This window comes from Luteimonas sp. A478, from assembly GCF_054052025.1.
Window position 1 is genome coordinate 535,228 of the sequence record NZ_JBSVRF010000002.1, and the last position, 16,343, is coordinate 551,570.

The 16,343-nt window shown below is 68.9% G+C and carries 14 protein-coding genes and 1 pseudogene; 6 read left to right on the forward strand and 9 right to left on the reverse strand.

What is annotated here, in order from left to right; all coding sequences use genetic code 11:
• Positions 1–37: 37 nt before the first annotated feature.
• Positions 38–1,345 carry an amidohydrolase family protein gene (locus tag ACW7G3_RS06110; protein WP_456981729.1) on the reverse strand — a complete coding sequence of 436 codons (1,308 nt, stop codon included), beginning with the start codon at positions 1,343–1,345 and terminating at the stop codon, positions 38–40.
• Positions 1,342–2,754, reverse strand: a complete 1,413-nt coding sequence (locus ACW7G3_RS06115; protein ID WP_456981730.1) for an amidohydrolase — start codon at positions 2,752–2,754, stop codon at positions 1,342–1,344. The genes ACW7G3_RS06110 and ACW7G3_RS06115 overlap by 4 nt, the downstream gene beginning before the upstream one ends.
• A gap of 96 nt (positions 2,755–2,850) precedes the next feature.
• On the opposite strand from ACW7G3_RS06115, the gene ACW7G3_RS06120 reads away from it, so the two are divergent.
• From ACW7G3_RS06120 to ACW7G3_RS06130, 3 genes are read left to right on the forward strand one after another with little or no spacing between them, the layout of a single operon-like run.
• Entirely contained in the window at positions 2,851–3,621 is a 771-nt protein-coding gene (locus ACW7G3_RS06120; protein WP_456981731.1) for an AMP nucleosidase, read from the forward strand.
• 34 nt (positions 3,622–3,655) lie between these two features.
• Positions 3,656–4,225, forward strand: coding sequence for a DUF411 domain-containing protein (locus tag ACW7G3_RS06125; protein WP_456981732.1), 570 nt, complete (start codon positions 3,656–3,658; stop codon positions 4,223–4,225).
• Positions 4,226–4,258: 33 nt separating this feature from the next.
• Positions 4,259–4,795: a DUF924 family protein gene (locus ACW7G3_RS06130; RefSeq protein WP_456981733.1), complete on the forward strand. Its 537-nt coding sequence runs from the start codon at positions 4,259–4,261 to the stop codon at positions 4,793–4,795.
• Positions 4,796–4,966: 171 nt separating this feature from the next.
• On the opposite strand, the gene grxD is transcribed toward ACW7G3_RS06130, so the two are convergent.
• On the reverse strand, positions 4,967–5,899 hold the full coding sequence (gene grxD / locus ACW7G3_RS06135) for a Grx4 family monothiol glutaredoxin (RefSeq protein ID WP_456981734.1): 933 nt from the start codon (positions 5,897–5,899) through the stop codon (positions 4,967–4,969).
• 57 nt (positions 5,900–5,956) lie between these two features.
• Between grxD and ACW7G3_RS06140 the strand changes: the two are divergent.
• Positions 5,957–6,700 (forward strand): annotated as a pseudogene (locus ACW7G3_RS06140) (polysaccharide deacetylase family protein); the annotation flags it as partial.
• 120 nt (positions 6,701–6,820) lie between these two features.
• On the opposite strand, the gene ACW7G3_RS06145 reads toward ACW7G3_RS06140, so the two are convergent.
• The 3 genes from ACW7G3_RS06145 to ACW7G3_RS06155 all read right to left on the reverse strand — a co-directional run bounded on the left by ACW7G3_RS06145 (position 6,821) and on the right by ACW7G3_RS06155 (position 9,164).
• Complete coding sequence (locus ACW7G3_RS06145) at positions 6,821–7,582, reverse strand: hypothetical protein (RefSeq protein WP_456981735.1); 762 nt, start codon at positions 7,580–7,582, stop codon at positions 6,821–6,823.
• Positions 7,583–7,678: 96 nt separating this feature from the next.
• Complete coding sequence (locus tag ACW7G3_RS06150; protein ID WP_456981736.1) at positions 7,679–8,443, reverse strand: methyltransferase domain-containing protein; 765 nt, start codon at positions 8,441–8,443, stop codon at positions 7,679–7,681.
• 46 nt (positions 8,444–8,489) lie between these two features.
• Complete coding sequence (locus ACW7G3_RS06155; protein WP_456981737.1) at positions 8,490–9,164, reverse strand: SGNH/GDSL hydrolase family protein; 675 nt, start codon at positions 9,162–9,164, stop codon at positions 8,490–8,492.
• A gap of 111 nt (positions 9,165–9,275) precedes the next feature.
• Between ACW7G3_RS06155 and rsgA the strand changes: the two genes are divergently transcribed.
• Positions 9,276–10,355, forward strand: coding sequence for a ribosome small subunit-dependent GTPase A (gene rsgA, locus ACW7G3_RS06160; protein ID WP_456981738.1), 1,080 nt, complete (start codon positions 9,276–9,278; stop codon positions 10,353–10,355).
• Between the two features lie 21 nt (positions 10,356–10,376).
• Here the strand turns inward: rsgA and ACW7G3_RS06165 are convergent, their stop codons facing one another.
• The 3 genes from ACW7G3_RS06165 to ACW7G3_RS06175 are packed head-to-tail and all read right to left on the reverse strand — an operon-like array spanning position 10,377 to position 14,303.
• Complete coding sequence (locus ACW7G3_RS06165) at positions 10,377–11,297, reverse strand: LysR family transcriptional regulator (protein WP_456975391.1); 921 nt, start codon at positions 11,295–11,297, stop codon at positions 10,377–10,379.
• Positions 11,298–11,320: 23 nt separating this feature from the next.
• Complete coding sequence (locus ACW7G3_RS06170; RefSeq protein ID WP_456981739.1) at positions 11,321–12,568, reverse strand: FAD-dependent oxidoreductase; 1,248 nt, start codon at positions 12,566–12,568, stop codon at positions 11,321–11,323.
• The gene (locus ACW7G3_RS06175; RefSeq protein ID WP_456981740.1) at positions 12,543–14,303 is read right to left on the reverse strand and encodes a gamma-glutamyltransferase family protein; all 1,761 of its coding nucleotides are present in this window, start codon (positions 14,301–14,303) and stop codon (positions 12,543–12,545) included. Before ACW7G3_RS06175 ends, ACW7G3_RS06170 begins: the two co-directional genes overlap by 26 nt.
• A 228-nt stretch (positions 14,304–14,531) precedes the next feature.
• Between ACW7G3_RS06175 and ggt the strand changes: the two genes are divergently transcribed.
• A complete protein-coding gene (gene ggt, locus ACW7G3_RS06180) occupies positions 14,532–16,262 on the forward strand; it encodes a gamma-glutamyltransferase (protein WP_456975385.1) in 1,731 nt (576 codons plus the stop codon).
• Positions 16,263–16,343: the final 81 nt, after the last annotated feature.

Below are 16,343 nucleotides of genomic sequence, written 5' to 3' on the forward strand. Positions count from 1 at the left end.
CCTTGATTGCAATCAAGGCCGGGCTGGCAGGGTTGTATCAGCGCTGCGGGTAGGCCCGGGGCAGGCCGCCCTCGGCGCGCGGCGCGGGACGATGCAGGTAGCGGTCGCGCAGCTCGGTCTGGCGCGAACGCATCTGGATCGGCGCGCCGTTGAACCACACCTGCTCGGCGGTATGGGCCACATCCAGCGGGTCGCCGGTCCACAGGGCGAGGTCGGCGCGCTTGCCCACTTCGATCGTGCCGATCTGGTCGGCCACGCCAAACGCTTCGGCAGGCACCCGGGTCAGGCCGGCCAGGCCGTCATCCCAGGGCAGGCCGTGGGCCACTGCGTTGCCGGCCAGCTGGCGCACCTTGCGCGCGTTGTGCGAGGCGTCACCCGACTGGGTGAAACCCACTTGGACACCGGCTGCGCGCAGGCGTGCAGCGTTCTCAAGCGTGGCCGCGATCTGGTCGAAGCCGGACGGCAGGTTGTCCAGCGGGTCGACGAACACCGGCACATTGGCCGCGGCCAGCTGTGGAGCCAGGCGCCACGCCTCGGAGCCACCGCTGATGGCGATATTGACGCCATGGCGGCGTGCCCAGCGCAGCAGCTGGCGGATGTCGGCGGCGCGGTCCACGCCCACCACGATGCGGCCGTTGCCGTCCAGGAAGCCGGTCAGGGTGGTGCGGCCCGCCGGCGTCAGCAGGGCCGCGTGCGAGTCGGCCGGGATGCGGCCACGGGCCTCGTCGATCAGCTGGTCCAGCAGCATCCACTGCCCGGCGCGCGAGCTGCCGGACAGGCTCGACGCGCGTGCGCCAAGGCGCAGGGCCAGCACCTTCGGCCCGGCCGGATCCGGATCACCATCCAGCCGGAACACCGCACCCTGTCCACCGATGATCGAGCCGCCGGCAGCGGTGCCGGGGCTGACCAGGGTGAAGCCGATGCCCTCATAGGTGCTGACCGGGATCAGCATCGAATCGGGGTTGTAGGCCAGGGTCACGTCGAACTCGGGCCGCACCACCATGGCCTTGGCGCCATCGCCCAGGGCCAGCGAGTTGTCGCGCGCGCTGTCCTCGCCCGAGACCTCTTCCACACCGATGCCGGTGATGCCGCCGAACAGGGCCGGGGTCAGCGGCTTGCCCTGTGCATCGACGGTGCGTACGCCGTCTGCGGCCAAGCCCGTGCCAATGCCGGCAATGCGCCCGCCGCGCACCATCACGTCGGTGTTCTGCAGGGTGCCGCGCTCGGTTGCGGTGTGCACGGTGGCGTTGCGGATCAGCAGGTCCTGGGCAAACGCCGGCACCGACAGGCCCAGCGCCAGCACGGCGGTGGCAAGCGCGCGGAGGCGGAAGCTGCGGCGGCTCATCGGGCACCTCCTTCAACGCCGAATCCAAGGCTGAAATCGGTCACCGGCTGCAATGCCGGGTTGGCGCGGTCATAGAGCAGGGCGCCGTCGATCCACACGTGTTCGGCCAGGGCGTAGGAGCTGAAGGGGTTGCCGTTCCACAGCACCACGTCGGCCATCTTGCCGGCCTCGAGCGTGCCGGTCTGGTCGAGGATGCCCATGGAGCGGGCCGGGTTGGCGGTCAGCCAGCGGATCGCGCGCTCAGGGGTGATGTCCATGCCGGCGCGGCGCGCGCTGGCGATGACCTTGGCCGTCTCCTGGTTGAGGCGCTGGATGCCCTCGGCCGAATCCGAATGCACGATCGCGCAGCTGCCTTCCGGCCGGTCGACCAGGGCGATGTTCTCCTGGATGCCGTCCAGCGCTTCCATCTTGAAGCCCCACCAGTCGGCCCACAGCGCGGCGCAGGTGTTGGCCTGGGCCAGTTCGTCGGCCAGCTTGTAGGCCTCCACGCCGTGGTGGATCGCGGCGACCTGGAAGTTGAACTCCTCGGCCAGGTCCATCATCTGGGCGATCTCGTCGGCGCGGTAGCAGTGGATGTGCACCAGCACGTCGCCGTTGATCGCGCCGGCCAGAGTGTCCAGCTTGAGGTCACGCTTGCCGGGGCCGTTGCCATTGGAGGAATCACGCCCGCGCCGGCTGGACTGCCCGCCGGAGTCATCATGCTTGCCCAGGTACTCGGCGGCATCGATGAAGGCGGCGCGGTAGCCGGCCATGTTGCCCATGCGCGTGGCCGGGCCGCCGCGCTGGCCGTAGACCCGCTTGGGATTCTCACCGCAGGCCATCTTCAGGCCGTGGGGGGCGCCGGGGAACTTCATCTCCTGCACCGTGGTGGAAGCGACGTTCTTGAGGGTCACGCCGCGCCCGCCCACCAGGTTGGCCGAACCGGGCAGGATCTGCAGCGAGGTCACACCTCCGGCCAGGGCCGCGCCAAAGCCCGGATCCTGCGGCCACACCGAGTGTTCGGCCCACACGTGCGCGGTGACCGCGCCGGTCATTTCGTTGCCGTCGCTGTGCGCGCGGACGCCGGGGCTGGGGTACACGCCCAGGTGCGAGTGCACGTCGATCAGGCCCGGGGTCACCCACTTGCCGGTGCCATCCACCTGCACCGCGCCCTCCGGGGCAGCCAAACCCTGGCCCACGGCGGTGATGCGCCCGCCTTCCATCAGCACGTCGGCGCCTTCCAGGCGCTCGCCGGTGCCGGTCAGCACGGTGGCGCCCTGGATCAGTACCGGTGCCGCCGCGACCGGCGCATAAGTGCTGGTGTACGGGTCTTCGGCAAAGCGGGGAACCTTGGCCCCCTCGTTGGCCCCGGCCGCAGCGGGCAGGGCAAGCAGGACCGCGGCGAGCGCGGCGGTCAGTGGTCGCAACATGGTGGTTCCCCAGTGATGATGATCCAGCCATGCAAGCTATCCCGGGGCCCCCGGCCTGCCAACGTGACTGAAGTCATGCCATGGCAGAATGGCCGGATGAAAGAAAAAGAACAGATTGTTGAAAACTGGCTGCCGCGATACACCGGCGTGCCGCTGGCCGAGTTCGGCCAGCACATCCTGCTGACCAACTTCGGCGGCTACCTGGACCACTTCAGCCGGCTGACCGGCGCGCCCATCGTGGGCCTGGACCGGCCGATGCCCAGCGCCACTGCCGACGGCATCACCATGATCAACTTCGGCATGGGCAGTCCCAACGCCGCCACCCTGATGGACCTGCTGTCGGCGGTGATGCCCAAGGCGGTGCTGTTTCTGGGCAAGTGCGGCGGGCTGAAGAGGAAGAACCAGCTGGGCGACCTGATTCTGCCGATCGCGGCGATCCGCGGCGAGGGCACCAGCAACGACTATCTGCCCGCCGAGGTGCCGGCGCTGCCGGCGTTCGCCCTGCAGCGTGCGGTGTCCACGATGATCCGCGACCTCGACCACGATTACTGGACCGGCACCGTCTATACCACCAACCGCCGGGTCTGGGAGCACGACGAAGCGTTCAAGGACTACCTGCGCCGGCTGCGCTGCATGGCCATCGACATGGAAACGGCCACCATCTTCGCCGCCGGCTTTGCCAACCGGATCCCGAGCGGCGCGCTGCTGCTGGTATCCGACCAGCCGATGATCCCGGAAGGGGTGAAGACCGAGGCCAGCGACGCGGTGGTCAGTGCGGATTACGTGGAGAACCACATTCAGGTGGGGATCGAGGCGCTGCGCCTGATCCGGCGCAAGGGCAAGTCCGTGCGCCACCTGCGGTTCTGATTTGCAGCGGCACGGGAGCAAGCGGATGGACAACATGAAGAACTTCAAAGGCTGGATCCTGATCCCCGCGGCGGTCGCCGCACTTGCGCTGGCGGCATGCGCCGAGCCGGAGCCTGGGGCGACAGCGGCAGACCCGCCAGCTGCAGCAGCGCCGGCCGAAGCGACGGCCACGGCCACGACGCCGCCCGCGGACGCGGATGCGGACATACCAATGGCCGGTTGGCCGACCATGACCGTCTACAAGACTCCGTCCTGCGGTTGCTGCGTGGTCTGGATCGAGCACGTCAACGCGGCCGGGATTCCGGTGGAAACCGTGGACGTGACCGACATGGGGCCGATCAAGCAGGAGCTGGGCGTGCCGTATGGCAAGGGCTCGTGCCATACGGCGAGCATCGACGGCTACCTCATCGAAGGTCATGTGCCGATCGAGGACATCCGCCGGCTGCTGGACGAGCGCCCGCGTGCCCGCGGGCTGGTCCTGCCGGGCATGCCGCTCGGATCGCCCGGCATGGAGATGCCCGATGGCCGCAGCCAGGCATTTACCGTCGAGCTGGTGGCTGAAGACGGCAGCACTACGGCCTGGGCACACCATCCCGCGCGCTGAGCGCGGGGCAATGTTTTCCAACGGAGCAGTGCAATGACGACGGCCAGCGAAGTAGTGGGCTTCTGGCGCGAGGCCGGGATGCAGAAGTGGTTCCGCGGAGGCGACGAATTCGACCGCGAGTGCGAATCACGCTTCCTCACCGCCCATCTGGCCGCCGCCAGGCGCGAGCATGAGCGGTGGATGGATGACGCCGAGGGCGCCCTGGCGCTGTTGATCCTGCTCGACCAGATCCCGCGCAACGTATTCCGGGGCAGTGGCCACGCCTTCGCCACCGATGGCCTGGCCCTGCATTACGCCGGCCGCGCGGCGGAAGCGGGCCTGGACGTGCAGGTGGATCCGGCCCTGCGGGCCTTCATGTACCTGCCCTTCGAGCATTCGGAGGTCATGGCCGACCAGCAGCGCTCGGTGGCGCTGTTCCGCACCCTGGGCGATGGCAACTCGCTGGATTACGCGGTCCGGCACCTGGAAGTGATCGAGCAGTTCGGTCGCTTCCCGCACCGCAACCGCGCGCTGGGACGCATCAGCACGCCGGCAGAACAGGCCTGGTTGGACGCCGGCGGCGGTTTCTGATCGGGAAGGTTTCGCACGACAGGGAAACCTCGTAGGAGCGCGCCACGCGCGCGAAACCGCGTGACATCAATCCACGGCGCGGGGCTTCGGCCGCCGCGCCGGTAAAGGAACCCCACCGCGCCGATCCGGTTCACGCGGCTTCGCGCGCATGGCGCGCTCCTACGGTGGGGCTCAGTAGCGGGCGATCGAGGTGTCGACGGTCGTGGCCCAGGCTTCGATGCCGCCTTCCACGTTGAAGATGTTGGTGAAGCCCAGGGCGGTGAAGTGGGCCACGGCCTGCTGGCTGCTGCCGCCGGTGTGGCACAGGAACGCCAGCGCCGTGTCCTTGGGCAGCGTCTCCAGCTTGGCACGGCTGTCGCCGTCCAGCGTCTCGTGCGGCACGTTGACCGACGCGTGGGCGCGCTCGGGAGCGCCGCGCACGTCCACCAGGGTCAGCTCGCCGGCGCGCACCTTGGCGTCGGCATCGGCCGGGGAGATCTGCTGCATCGGCTTGGGCGCGTTCGGGTTGTCGATCGCCAGGCCCTTGCCGCGCATGTCGTCCACCCAGTCGATGGTGATGCCGTCGGCGCGGCGCGCGCTGGCCGGATCGAACTGGATCCGCAGGCCACCGGCTTCCACCGCGATCGCGGTCGGGCTGGCCTTGGCCACCTCGAACTTCGGACGGAAGCGGGCGTCGATGCTCAGTGCCAGCGCCATGTCGGGACCGGCCTCGCCCAGCGCATTGCGCAGCATGTCCGCAGCGGCAGGGGTCACGGTGACGTCCTTGGGCGGGGTGCGGTCGACCGGCGGCAGGCCCAGGGCCTCGTTCAGTTCACCGCTGGCGGACATTTCTTCGATGATGTCGCTGCCGCCCACCAACTCGCCGCCGATGTAGAGCTGCGGGATGGTCGGCCAGTTGCCGTAGGCCTTGATGCCTTCGCGGATGTCGGGATCGCTGAGCACGTCCACGTGGGCGAATTTGACCTCCAGCCCCTGCAGGATGCCGGCGGCCTTGGCCGAGAATCCACATTGCGGCATTTCCGGGCGGCCCTTCATGAACAACACCACCTGGTTGTCCTGGAGCAGGGTGTCGATGCGCGTGCGCAGGCTGGGATCAAGGCTCATGGCAGAAAATACTCCGACGGGGAACCGCCCATTTTACGCCCGTGGCATGATCCGCGCATGGACGGTCGGGGAACACTGCATCGCGTGCCGCGCTGGCCGCACGCCTGGCTGGCGCTGTTCCTGCCGTCGCAGCTGCTGGTGGCCCTGGCATGGTGGGCGCTGGGCTGGCGCATCGGACTGCCGCTGCTGCTGCTCAGCCACCTGCCGTTCGTGGCCGCCGTGCTGATGCCCCGCGCGCGGCTGTATGCGCCGGTGCTGGCACGGTTGCCGGTGAACGGCCGGGCGGTCTGGCTGACCATCGATGACGGGCCATCCGACGACACCTTGGCGCTGCTTGACCTGCTGGACCAGCACGGGGCCCGCGCCACCTTCTTCCTGGTGGGCGAACGCGCGGCACGGCGGCCGGAACTGGTGGCCGAGATCGTACGCCGCGGGCACGGCATCGGAAACCACAGCCATACCCACCCGCAGGCCTGGTTCTGGGCGCTGGGGCCAAAGCGGATGGCGCATGAGATCAACCAGGCGCAGCGGACCCTGACCGAGCTGGCGGGTGCGCCGCCGCGCTGGTTCCGCTCGGTGGTGGGCATGACCAATCCGTTTGTGGCCGCGCCGCTGCGGGCCAATGGCCTGGCGCGGGTGGCGTGGAATGCGCGCGGCTTTGATGCGGTGCGCGCTGATCCGGCAAAGGTGGCGGCGGATATCGGCCGGGATCTGGCACCGGGTGCAATCGTGCTGCTGCACGAGGGCGCATCGCACGGACGCAGCGTGGAAACAGTTACGGCGGTGCTGGAGCGGCTGCGCGTTGAAGACTGGTCCACCGTGCTGCCTGAAGATCTGGACGGCGCGGCAGCACTTCGGCCGCAGCTTGCGGACGCCGCCAGGCGGGGTGGAGAGTTGTCCGCCGGCGGGCCCTAGGCGGGATCAGTTGGCCGCGCCGTTGCGGCTGGTCTTTTTGGCTGCTTTGCGGGCGCTGGTTTTCTTCGCCGCAGTTTTGGCCACGGCCTTGCTGGCCGGCGCCTTGCCCGCAGCGGCTTTCTTGCTGGCTGCGGCCTTCTTGCGGGCGGGCGCCTTTTTTACCGCTGCCTTTTTTACCGCTTTGCTGGCTGCGCGCTTGGCGGCCTTCTTCGCCGCTTTGCGGGGCGCCTTCGCGGCAGGCCGGGCCTCGGGTGCCGGCGTCGTCCTTGCTGCCGTCCGCCGGGCGGGTTTCCGGGCCGGCGCGGTCGCGGTTACCGCGGGTCCGGTTGTGGCCGGCATCATGACTTCCGAAAGCTGGTCCAGCACCTTGCGCAATGCATCAAGAGGCCCTGCGGAATGGGCGGTGTCGGCGGTGGTGTCTTCCAGGGCGGCCGTGGTGGTCTGCTGCCATTCGGTCAGCGCCTGCTGGAAACCGTCGACGAAGGTGGCCTGGTGGTCGCTGGCCGACTGGGCCAATGCCTGCATGTCGCTGGCTTGGCGTTCGGCCAGGTGCCAGAGCGCGCTGCCCGGCAACATTGCCAGCGCCGACCAGTCGCCGGCCTGCAGGCGCGCGGCTTCCCCGCCCGCTTCCGCCAGGCGGTCCTGCAATCCGCGGCGGAGCAGTTCCATCCACTGCCCGCGGTTGTCTTCAAGCAGCTGGCCGATCCGCAGCCACAGCTGCAGGTTGGCGTTGTAAAGGGTCAGGGGGAGATGGCTGGCGTCGGTCATCGTGCTGTCCTCGGTGGCGGAGTGGATGCAGCAACTGCAGCCTCCGCCTTCGACGCGGAGGCCTGGGCTGATCGTACTGCAAGCCCCGTATCCGGTTCAGCCGTCCGGAAGTGCTGTGCAGCGACCGGGGGATGCGGGAGTGGCCACCAGCAGCCAGTTGTTGAACGGCGTGCTGCCGTAAAGGGGTGCGGCCGACACCTTGAGCCCGGCGGCTTCCAGGATTCCGCGCAGGCCATCCAGGGTCGGGTGGTGGCGCGGGCGCTCCTGCATCCAGCCCACCAGGTTGGCGAACCGGTCGCTCATCCGGCTGGTGCGGCTGCGGCCGCTCTCGTCCAGCAGGCCGGTGCGGATCACCAGTCGTCCGCGCGGGGCAATCATGGGAGCCGCCTTGGTCAGCAGGGCCCGCTGCGCCTCCGGATCCAGGAACTGGAGCACGTCCAGGATGGTCACGCTGCCGCAGTGTTTCGGAGTTTCCGCGCCGACGTCCATCACTTCCAGACGCACATCGCGCAGGCTGCAGTCGGCGGCCACGCGGGCCCCGCGGGCGATCTTGTCCGCATCGATATCCACCCCGCGATAGACAATGGACTGGCCATCCTGGCGCAGCGCATGGGACAGCAGGCCCAGTCCGCAGCCCAGGTCCAGGACCGGCGCCTTGGTGCCGCGCAGGGCCGCCAGCACACCCGGATAAAGCGGGTCGCTGCGCAGCTTGATCAGGGTGTAGAAGTAATCGTGCCGATTGCCAAGCAGGCGCCTGGGAGCAAAGGCCTTCGCAATCCTGCGGCTGCGCGCACCGTCCAACGGCCGCAGCGATGACAATGCGTGGGCGTCGAGCACGGCGTCGGCGGGGGCAGGGGACATCCGGTGGGGCCGGTAAAGGAACGGGCGACAACCTAACATGCCTGAATCAGGCGTCAATGTGCCCCGGGCCGGCCTGGTCATTCAGCCCGGGCCGGGCCAGCAGGCGAAGCACCACCGGCAGCGCAAGGCGGGTCCACTGCGCGTACATGCGAGCGGAAGGATGCAGTCCGTCAGGGGCGATCATTTCCGGCTCCGCACCGCGGGCGCGGCTGACCGGCGTGATGTCGATGAAGGCCACGCCCAGCTCGCGGCAGCGGCCGGCGGCAGCGGCGTTGAAAGCATCGATGTCCGTGGCGACCGCTTCAGTGTCGCGTCCCGAGGCGGCGGCAAACGGGGTCACGCCCCAGTCGGGAATGGACAGCACGAACACTCTTGCCCGATCTCCGCCCGCGAATCCCACCGCCCGATCCAGCAGGGCGGCAAACTGCGCTGCGTACTCTTCCACGCTGTGGCCGCGGTACTGGTTGTTGACCCCGATCAGCAGGCTGACCAGGTCGTGATCCTGCGCCGGCGCTGCGGCGTCGATGGCCGCGTCCAGCTCGTCGGTGGTCCAGCCGGTGGTGGCGATGATCCGTGGCCCGTCCACCGCGATGCCCTCGGCCCCGAGCGCGCGCACCAGCTGCGCCGGCCACGACTGCGCGGGATCGACGTCTTCACCAACGGTGTAGGAATCGCCCAGCGCCAGATAGCGCAGCGGGCGGTCCGGTGCGGGTCCGGTCATGACTGCCTCCGTTCAAAGGACGCCAGCATAAGTGGCAATGTGCCTGCGCGGGACGCTGGGCGGTCCGCATGCGCGATAGAATCGCCGCATGCTGACCTCGACCGCTTCCGCGTGACCCCTGGCGCCGCCGAGGCGGACCAGGCCGCGCTGCGTGCGATTGGCTGGCCCGCCGTCGGCGAACCGCTGCCGGAGGCCTGGGCCGGGCTGATGGCGGAACACCCCCAGGCCCGTCCGGCCCGCATCGTTGAACAGCACCGCACCGGCTACCTGGCCACCGATGGCCTCGGGCCGGCCGCTGTGGTGGAGTCCCTGCCCGAATGGCAGCTGCCGCGCTTTCCGTCGCAAGGGCGGGCGGCAGTCGGGGACTGGGTGTTGCTGGAAGAGAGCCGGATCGTGGCCCTGCTGCCGCGGCGCAGCCTGATCAAGCGCGCGGCCGCCGGGGAGCACTACCGCCAGCAGCCGATCGCCGCCAACGTCGATGTGGTGATGGTGGTGACCGGCCTGGACGGCGATTTCAACCCGCGCCGCATCGAGCGCTACCTGCTGCTGGTCCGCGGCGCCGGGGTGCAGCCGGTGGTGATACTGACCAAGGCCGACCTGCCGGAAACCGACGTGGATGTCGCGCTCGCCGCGCTCGCCGCCACCCTCGGTGATGACGTGCCGGCGTTGGCGCTGGATACGCGCGATCCGGCCAGCGTCAATGCGCTGTTGCCCTGGCTGCGTCCGGGCGTGACCGCCGCGCTGGTCGGCAGCTCCGGCGCGGGCAAGTCCACCCTGGCCAACACCCTGGTCGGCGAGGAGCGGATGAAGACCGCCGCGGTGCGCGAGAGCGATTCGCGCGGCCGCCATACCACCACCTGGCGCACGTTGATCCCGCTGGCCTCGGGCGCGTGCCTGATCGACACCCCGGGCATGCGCGAGCTCAAGCCCACCGGCGAAGAGCGCCTGGCCGATGGCGGGTTCACCGAGATCGAAACCTTGGCCGAGCAGTGCCGCTTCCGTGATTGCCAACATGACCAGGAGCCCGGCTGCGCAATCCGCGAGGCGCTGCAGGCCGGGCGGATCGACGCCGGCCGGCTGAGGAATTACCTGAAGCTGCGCGACGAGCTGGCCACGGCTGCGGAGACGCTGCTGCAGCGCCGCGCGAGCGGGCCGCCGGGCAAGCGCCCGGGCGGATCGCGGCCGCGCTGAGGGCTGTCATCTCCGTGCCCTTCAGGTCCGGACCGAAGGCTCTGCGGCGCCCCGGCCTTTCGCGGCCTTGAGCGATGCCCGGAATTCTTCAATGAAGGCTTCCGCCAGGTGCGAAGGAGGCCTGTCTTCCAGGTACACGCACTCGATCTCGAACCGGATGGCAGGATCCAGTGGGCGGAACTCCAGCTCTGCGCCAGCGATCGCCCGGGCGGTGAACTCGTCGATGATGCTCATGCCGGCACCGCACCGGGTCAGCGCAGCGGCCAGGTAATAGGTCTGGTTGGATACCACTTCGCGAAGGGTGACTTGCTGGGCTTCCAGCTCACGTTCGACGAGGTCGCTCAGCGGTCCGCTGTTGGCCAGCCCGACCATGTCGCGGCCGGCCAGGCGCGTGATGGGAACGCGCGCTTCCGGGTTGGCCAGCGAAGCGCGGTCATACAGGAGTACCAGCTCCCCCTTGCCCAGCCGCCGGCGCTGCATGCGGGGGTGCATGGGGGGCATGTAGGCGAAGGCAATGTCGCACTCGCGTTCGTACAGGGCCTGGAAGACATCGCTGTGGTGCAGGGTCTGGACATCGAACGTCACCTGCGGGAAGCGCTTCCGGTAGCGGGCAATGGCGCTTGGCGCAATGTACAGCCCCAGTGACGGCACCACTGCCAGGCGCAGGTGGCCGCCATCCATATTGCGGATATTGGAAATGGTTTTGCGCAGGGAGGCCATCCGCTCGAAGATCACCTTGACCTCTTCGAACAGCGTATGTGCTTCATCGGTGGCCACCAGCCGGCCGCGCACCCGGGTAAACAGCTCAAAGCCCAGCTGGCTCTGGGCATGCTGGAGCACCTTGCTCACCGATGGCTGGGAGACATGCAGCGTTCGGGCCGCTGCGCTGATCGAGCCCGCGGTGTAAACCGCATAGAAAACTTCAATATGACGAAGGCGCATGAAGGCAGGTTAGGGCATGGGCTTCAGCTTGGCCACGCCCCGGCGCCGTCTTCTCCCAGGGCAAGCGCCACCGCCCGTTCCGCGCTGCCCATGGCAAGCGTCCAGCCGAACATGCCGTGTCCGATATTGCAGGTCAGGCCCTCGCGGACGTTGGCGATGATCGGAACGGAGTCCGGTGTGGACGGGCGCAGTCCGGCCCAGCGATCCAGGATCCTGGAGTAGTCGGCGGCCTCGGGCAGCGACTGGCGGGCCAATGCGAGAAACTGTTCAAACCGCGCGTTTGAAACGGCGGGGTCCCAGTCGTTGATATCCGCCATGCCGGCGATGCGCATGTTGTTGCCGAGCCGGCAGAACACCAGTTTGCGCGCCGTATCGGTAATGCTGGCGGTCGGTGCCAGGGGGCCGCAGGGGGCGGTAAGCGAGTAGCCCTTGATCGACATCAGCGGCGCGCGGATGCCGAGTTGACGCAGCAGCGCAACGCTTTCCACGCCGGTGCACACGATCAGCCGCCGTGCATGAGCCACATCACCGTCGCGCGAGTGCAACATCCAGTGCGGGCCGCGGCGCTGGATCGATTCGATATCGAACCCGAAACGGGTCTGCACGGGGTACCGGCCACACATGGTGTCCAGCAGCCCCGCGGAAAAACGCCATGGATCGCCAACGGCCTCCTCCGGGGAGTACACCACGCCCCGGATACCGGGCACCTGTGCCAGTGCCGGCTCGATTGCGACGGCTTCGCGTGGCGCCAGCAGCTGCTGTTTCACCCCGTAGGGACGCTTCAGTTCCAGCATCGCCGCACCTGCCTGCAGCGCAGCGTCGCTGAAATACAGGTGCAGCTTGCCGGCCACCCGGTGCTGGAAATCGAATGGATGCAGCTCCAGCAACGACTGCATGGCCTTCTGCGATGCCTGGGCCAGATGCAGGGTGTGCAGCGTATTGCGCCGCAGCTGCCGGCTGGTGGCGTTGGCCAGCAACGAGACGCCCCAGCGCCAGATGGACGGATTGCCCGTCAGCCGGAGCCGGAAAGCGGGGTCACTGCCGGTCAGCAGTCCGGGGATCTGCTTCCACAGGGATGGGCCTGCCATGGCGTCCGTGTAGGCGTAGCTGAGCTGGGCGCCGTTGGCGAACGATGCCCCCTGCGCCGGTCCGGATGCGCGGTCCACGATTTCCACCGACAGGCCGCGCTGGGCGGCTGCCCAGGCCGTGGCCATGCCGACCACGCCAGCCCCCAGGACAGTGACATCACAGGTCGAGTTGGATGTTGGCATCACGAGTGCCCTTGTCAGACGTTGGAGCGGCCAATACGGCCCCCTCGCGTCGTGGATCGGCCGCGCCGTGCAGGCCATCCGCGCGCAGCTGCACGCCGTGCAGGCCGGAATCTTCCCCGCTGCCGGCCCGTACCGTTACGCCCCGGCGTTCCAATTCGAGCAGCAATGCGGGGGCCATGGCATCGGCCTCGCCATCAAAGCGCTCGCCCCGGGCCACCAGGTTGGGCAGGGCGATGGCCTCGTCCAGGGGCATGTCCCAGAACAGCCATCCCAGCAGGGTCTTGCCAATGTATGCGGGAATCGCATTGCCGCCCGGCGAGCCGATGGCGCCGGCAAAATTGCCGTCGCCGTCGAGCACGATGACCGGAGACATGGATGAGCGGGGGCGTTTTGCAGGCGCGATGGCATTGGCCGCTGCCGCGCCCGGCTGCCAGGAGAAATCGGTGAGCTGGTTGTTGAGCAGCATTCCGCCCGCGACCCGGCCTGAGCCGAAATACGATTCGATCGTGGTGGTCATGGAGACCGCGTTGCCTTCGCCGTCCACCACCACGAAATGGCTGGTGCCGGCCGGCTCGGCCGTATGGTCCTCAGCGTTCGCAGGCGCGCCGGCGGGCAGGCCGGGCGCAAATGCCCCCGGCGCGGCGTGCTGGCCAAGCAGGCGCCTGCGGCTGTCGAGATAGTCCGGGTCGAGCATGCCTTCGATCGGGACCTGGACGAATCCCGGATCGCCCACGTAGTGGTCGCGATCGGCATACATCAGCCGGCTGGCCTCGGCGAAGGTGAGCCAGGCGGCCGGATCGTTGGCCGGGCGCTGCGCGATATCGGTCCCTTCCAGCAACAGCAGGAGTTGCAGCAGCCCGACCCCGCTGGAGGGCGGCGGCGGCACGCAGACCAGGTGGGCGCGGATGGCGCGGCACAGCGGCTGGACCTTTTCGGCCTGGTAGCTGGCCAGGTCCGCCGCGCGCATCGGCGACGGACCGGGGGGCTCGCTGATCCGGTCGAGGATGGCCTGCGCCAGCGGCCCGGTCTGCAGTGCGGCTGCGCCGCGCGTGGCGATTTCCTGCAGGCTGCGCGCATAGACGGGGTTGCGCATCACGTCGCCGGCGCGCAGCTTCCGTCCGTCGGGATGCGAGAAGAGTCTGGTCACGTCCGGAGCGGCGGCTTGCGGGAACGTGCCTTCGATGTGCTGCTGGAGGCGCGGGGTGACAGTGAACCCCTGGTCGGCCGTTTCCGCCGCGGACGTAAACAGCGTCGACCAGGCAAGCCTGCCGTGGTCGGCGTGTGCGGCTTCCAGGGCCGGCAGGACGCCTGGCACTCCGGTGGCGCGGCCCGTGAGCATCGCCTGCGATCGCGGCAGCAGGTCTCCGGCGGGATCATGGAACAGGAGGGGGCCCGCGCCCGAGGGGGCCCGCTCACGCCCGAGGTAGGCATCGACCTGGCCGTCACGGGCCCGGTAATGAAGCAGGAACGCCCCCCCGGCCAGCCCGGAACTCTGGGGCTCGACGAGACCGAGCATCGCCTGCACCGCAATCGCGGCATCAATCGCGGTGCCACCGCGTTCCAGCACCTCCATCCCCGCCTGCGAGGCGAGCGGATGGGCGCTGCTCACCGTTCCAGCGCTGCGCGGTGCGACCGGCTGTGCCGGCTGCAGCGTGGGCTGGTGGATGCACGCCGCAAGCATCACGCCCGCGAGCGCTGTGCATGCAAGCGTCAGGCGCCGGGTGGCAGTGGACAACAGGCCATCTCCTGCTGGTGGGTGGATACGGATTCCGGCAACCAGAGGCCGGCGTGCAAAGCCTAACCCGGCCCGCGGCAAGCAGGCTTCATTTTCCTTCCCATGGGCACAACCTCCGGTTATGGGATGCCATAACCGTGGGGTATGCGTTGCCCCAGGATTGGTGGGGGACACCCGCCGGCAATCTATGCATGGTGGTACGTGGCCGCTGCCCTGGGAGGAGGAAGCATGGTCTGGAACGCCGCACGCCAGTGCGCTGTGCTTGTTGCCGGGTGCCTGTTGACGCTGTCGCTGGCGGTGCCCGCGCAGACCCGCCAGCTGCTCAATTACGAAGCCATCCACAAGCCGGAGACGGGCAGTGCCGGCATGGTGGTCAGCCAGAACGATGCGGCCAGCCGGGCCGGTGCACAGGTGCTGCGCGAGGGAGGCAACGCGGTGGACGCCGCTGTCGCCACCGCCTTCGTACTGGCCGTGACCCTGCCGCGCGCAGGCAATGTCGGCGGTGACGGATTCATGCTGCTTCACCTGGCTGGTGAGGGTCGGTATACCGCCATCGACTACCGTTCGGCGGCCCCGGCGCTGGCCACTCTGGATGCCTACGTCGGTGATGATGGTCAGCTCGACGGCCATTCGGCGGGCATCCGCGCCGCGGGTGTGCCGGGCACGGTGGCAGGCCTTGCACTGGCCCACGAAAAGTATGGCCGCCTGCCGTGGAAGCGGCTGCTGGAGCCGGCGATCAGGATGGCCGAGGACGGCATCGTGCTGACCGCCGATGAGGCGTTCGCGCTGGACTGGGGCAAAGAGCGGCTGGCACGCAGCACGGCGGGGGCCGCGGTGTTCCTGCACCCTGACGGGGAGGCGCTGGGTGCGGGCGAGCGGCTGGTGCAGTCCGACCTGGCCTGGACGCTGCGCCGGATCGCGGAACATGGAGCGGATGATTTCTATCGGGGCCAGGTCGCTGATCGCCTCGATGCGGGCATGCGCGAGCACGGCGGGCTGCTTCGCAAGCAGGACCTGATGCAATACCAGGCGATCGAGCGCCCGGCGCTGCGCAGCAGCTATCGCGGCGTGGAGGTAGTCACCATGCCGCCCGCCAGCGGTGGCGGTGCGGGCATCGTCGGCACCCTCAACGTCCTCGAGCATTTCGACCTGCCATCGATGGGGGCGGGGTCGGCCGATGCGCTGCACCTGTTCGCCGAGGCCAGCAAGCTTGCCTGGCGTGACCGGCTGACCCATGTCGGCGATACCGGCTTCCTCCAGGTACCGCTCGGGGGGCTGGTGGCCAAGCAGTACGCGGCCGGCCGCGCGGGCCTGGTCAGGATGGACCGCGCCACGCCGGCGGCAGACGTGGAGGCGGGAGATCCGTGGGCGCATGAAAGCCCGGAGACCACCCACTTCTCGGTGGTCGACGCCGACGGCAACGTGGTCAGCAACACCTACACCATCGGCGCCGACTTCGGGTCGGGGGTGATGATCGGGGGAACCGGCTTTCTGCTTGGCAACCTGATCGGAAACTTCTCGTTGCGCGCGCAGCTGGATGCCCAGCGCGAGGGCCGGCCTGCGCCGCCCAATGCGATGGAGCCGGGACGGCGGCCAGTCTCCAGCATGGCGCCGACGATGCTTGTGCGCGACGGCAAGCCATGGCTGGTGACGGGGAGTCCAGGCGGCAACACCATCCCCGGAACCATCGTGCAGACGATCATCAACGTGGTCGATTTCGGCATGAACGTCGCCGAGGCCACGATGGCACCGCGGGTGCATCAACACATGTCCGGCGACGGCGCGCTCCAGATCGAACGCGGCCTGAGCCCGGATACGCTGCGGCTGCTCGAAGCGCGCGGCCACATCACTTCATCCGGACAGACGATTGGCAGCACCCAGATGCTGGTGGTCGAACCCGGCCGGGTCGAAGGCGCGGCTGATCCCCGCAGGCCCGGGGCGGCGGCCATCGCACAGTAGCGGCGGCAGCGGCCACAGGAAAACAGCGCCCGCGCTTTCCAGCGCGGTCATGACAAGAACCGATGGTTCGTGGGAGCGAAG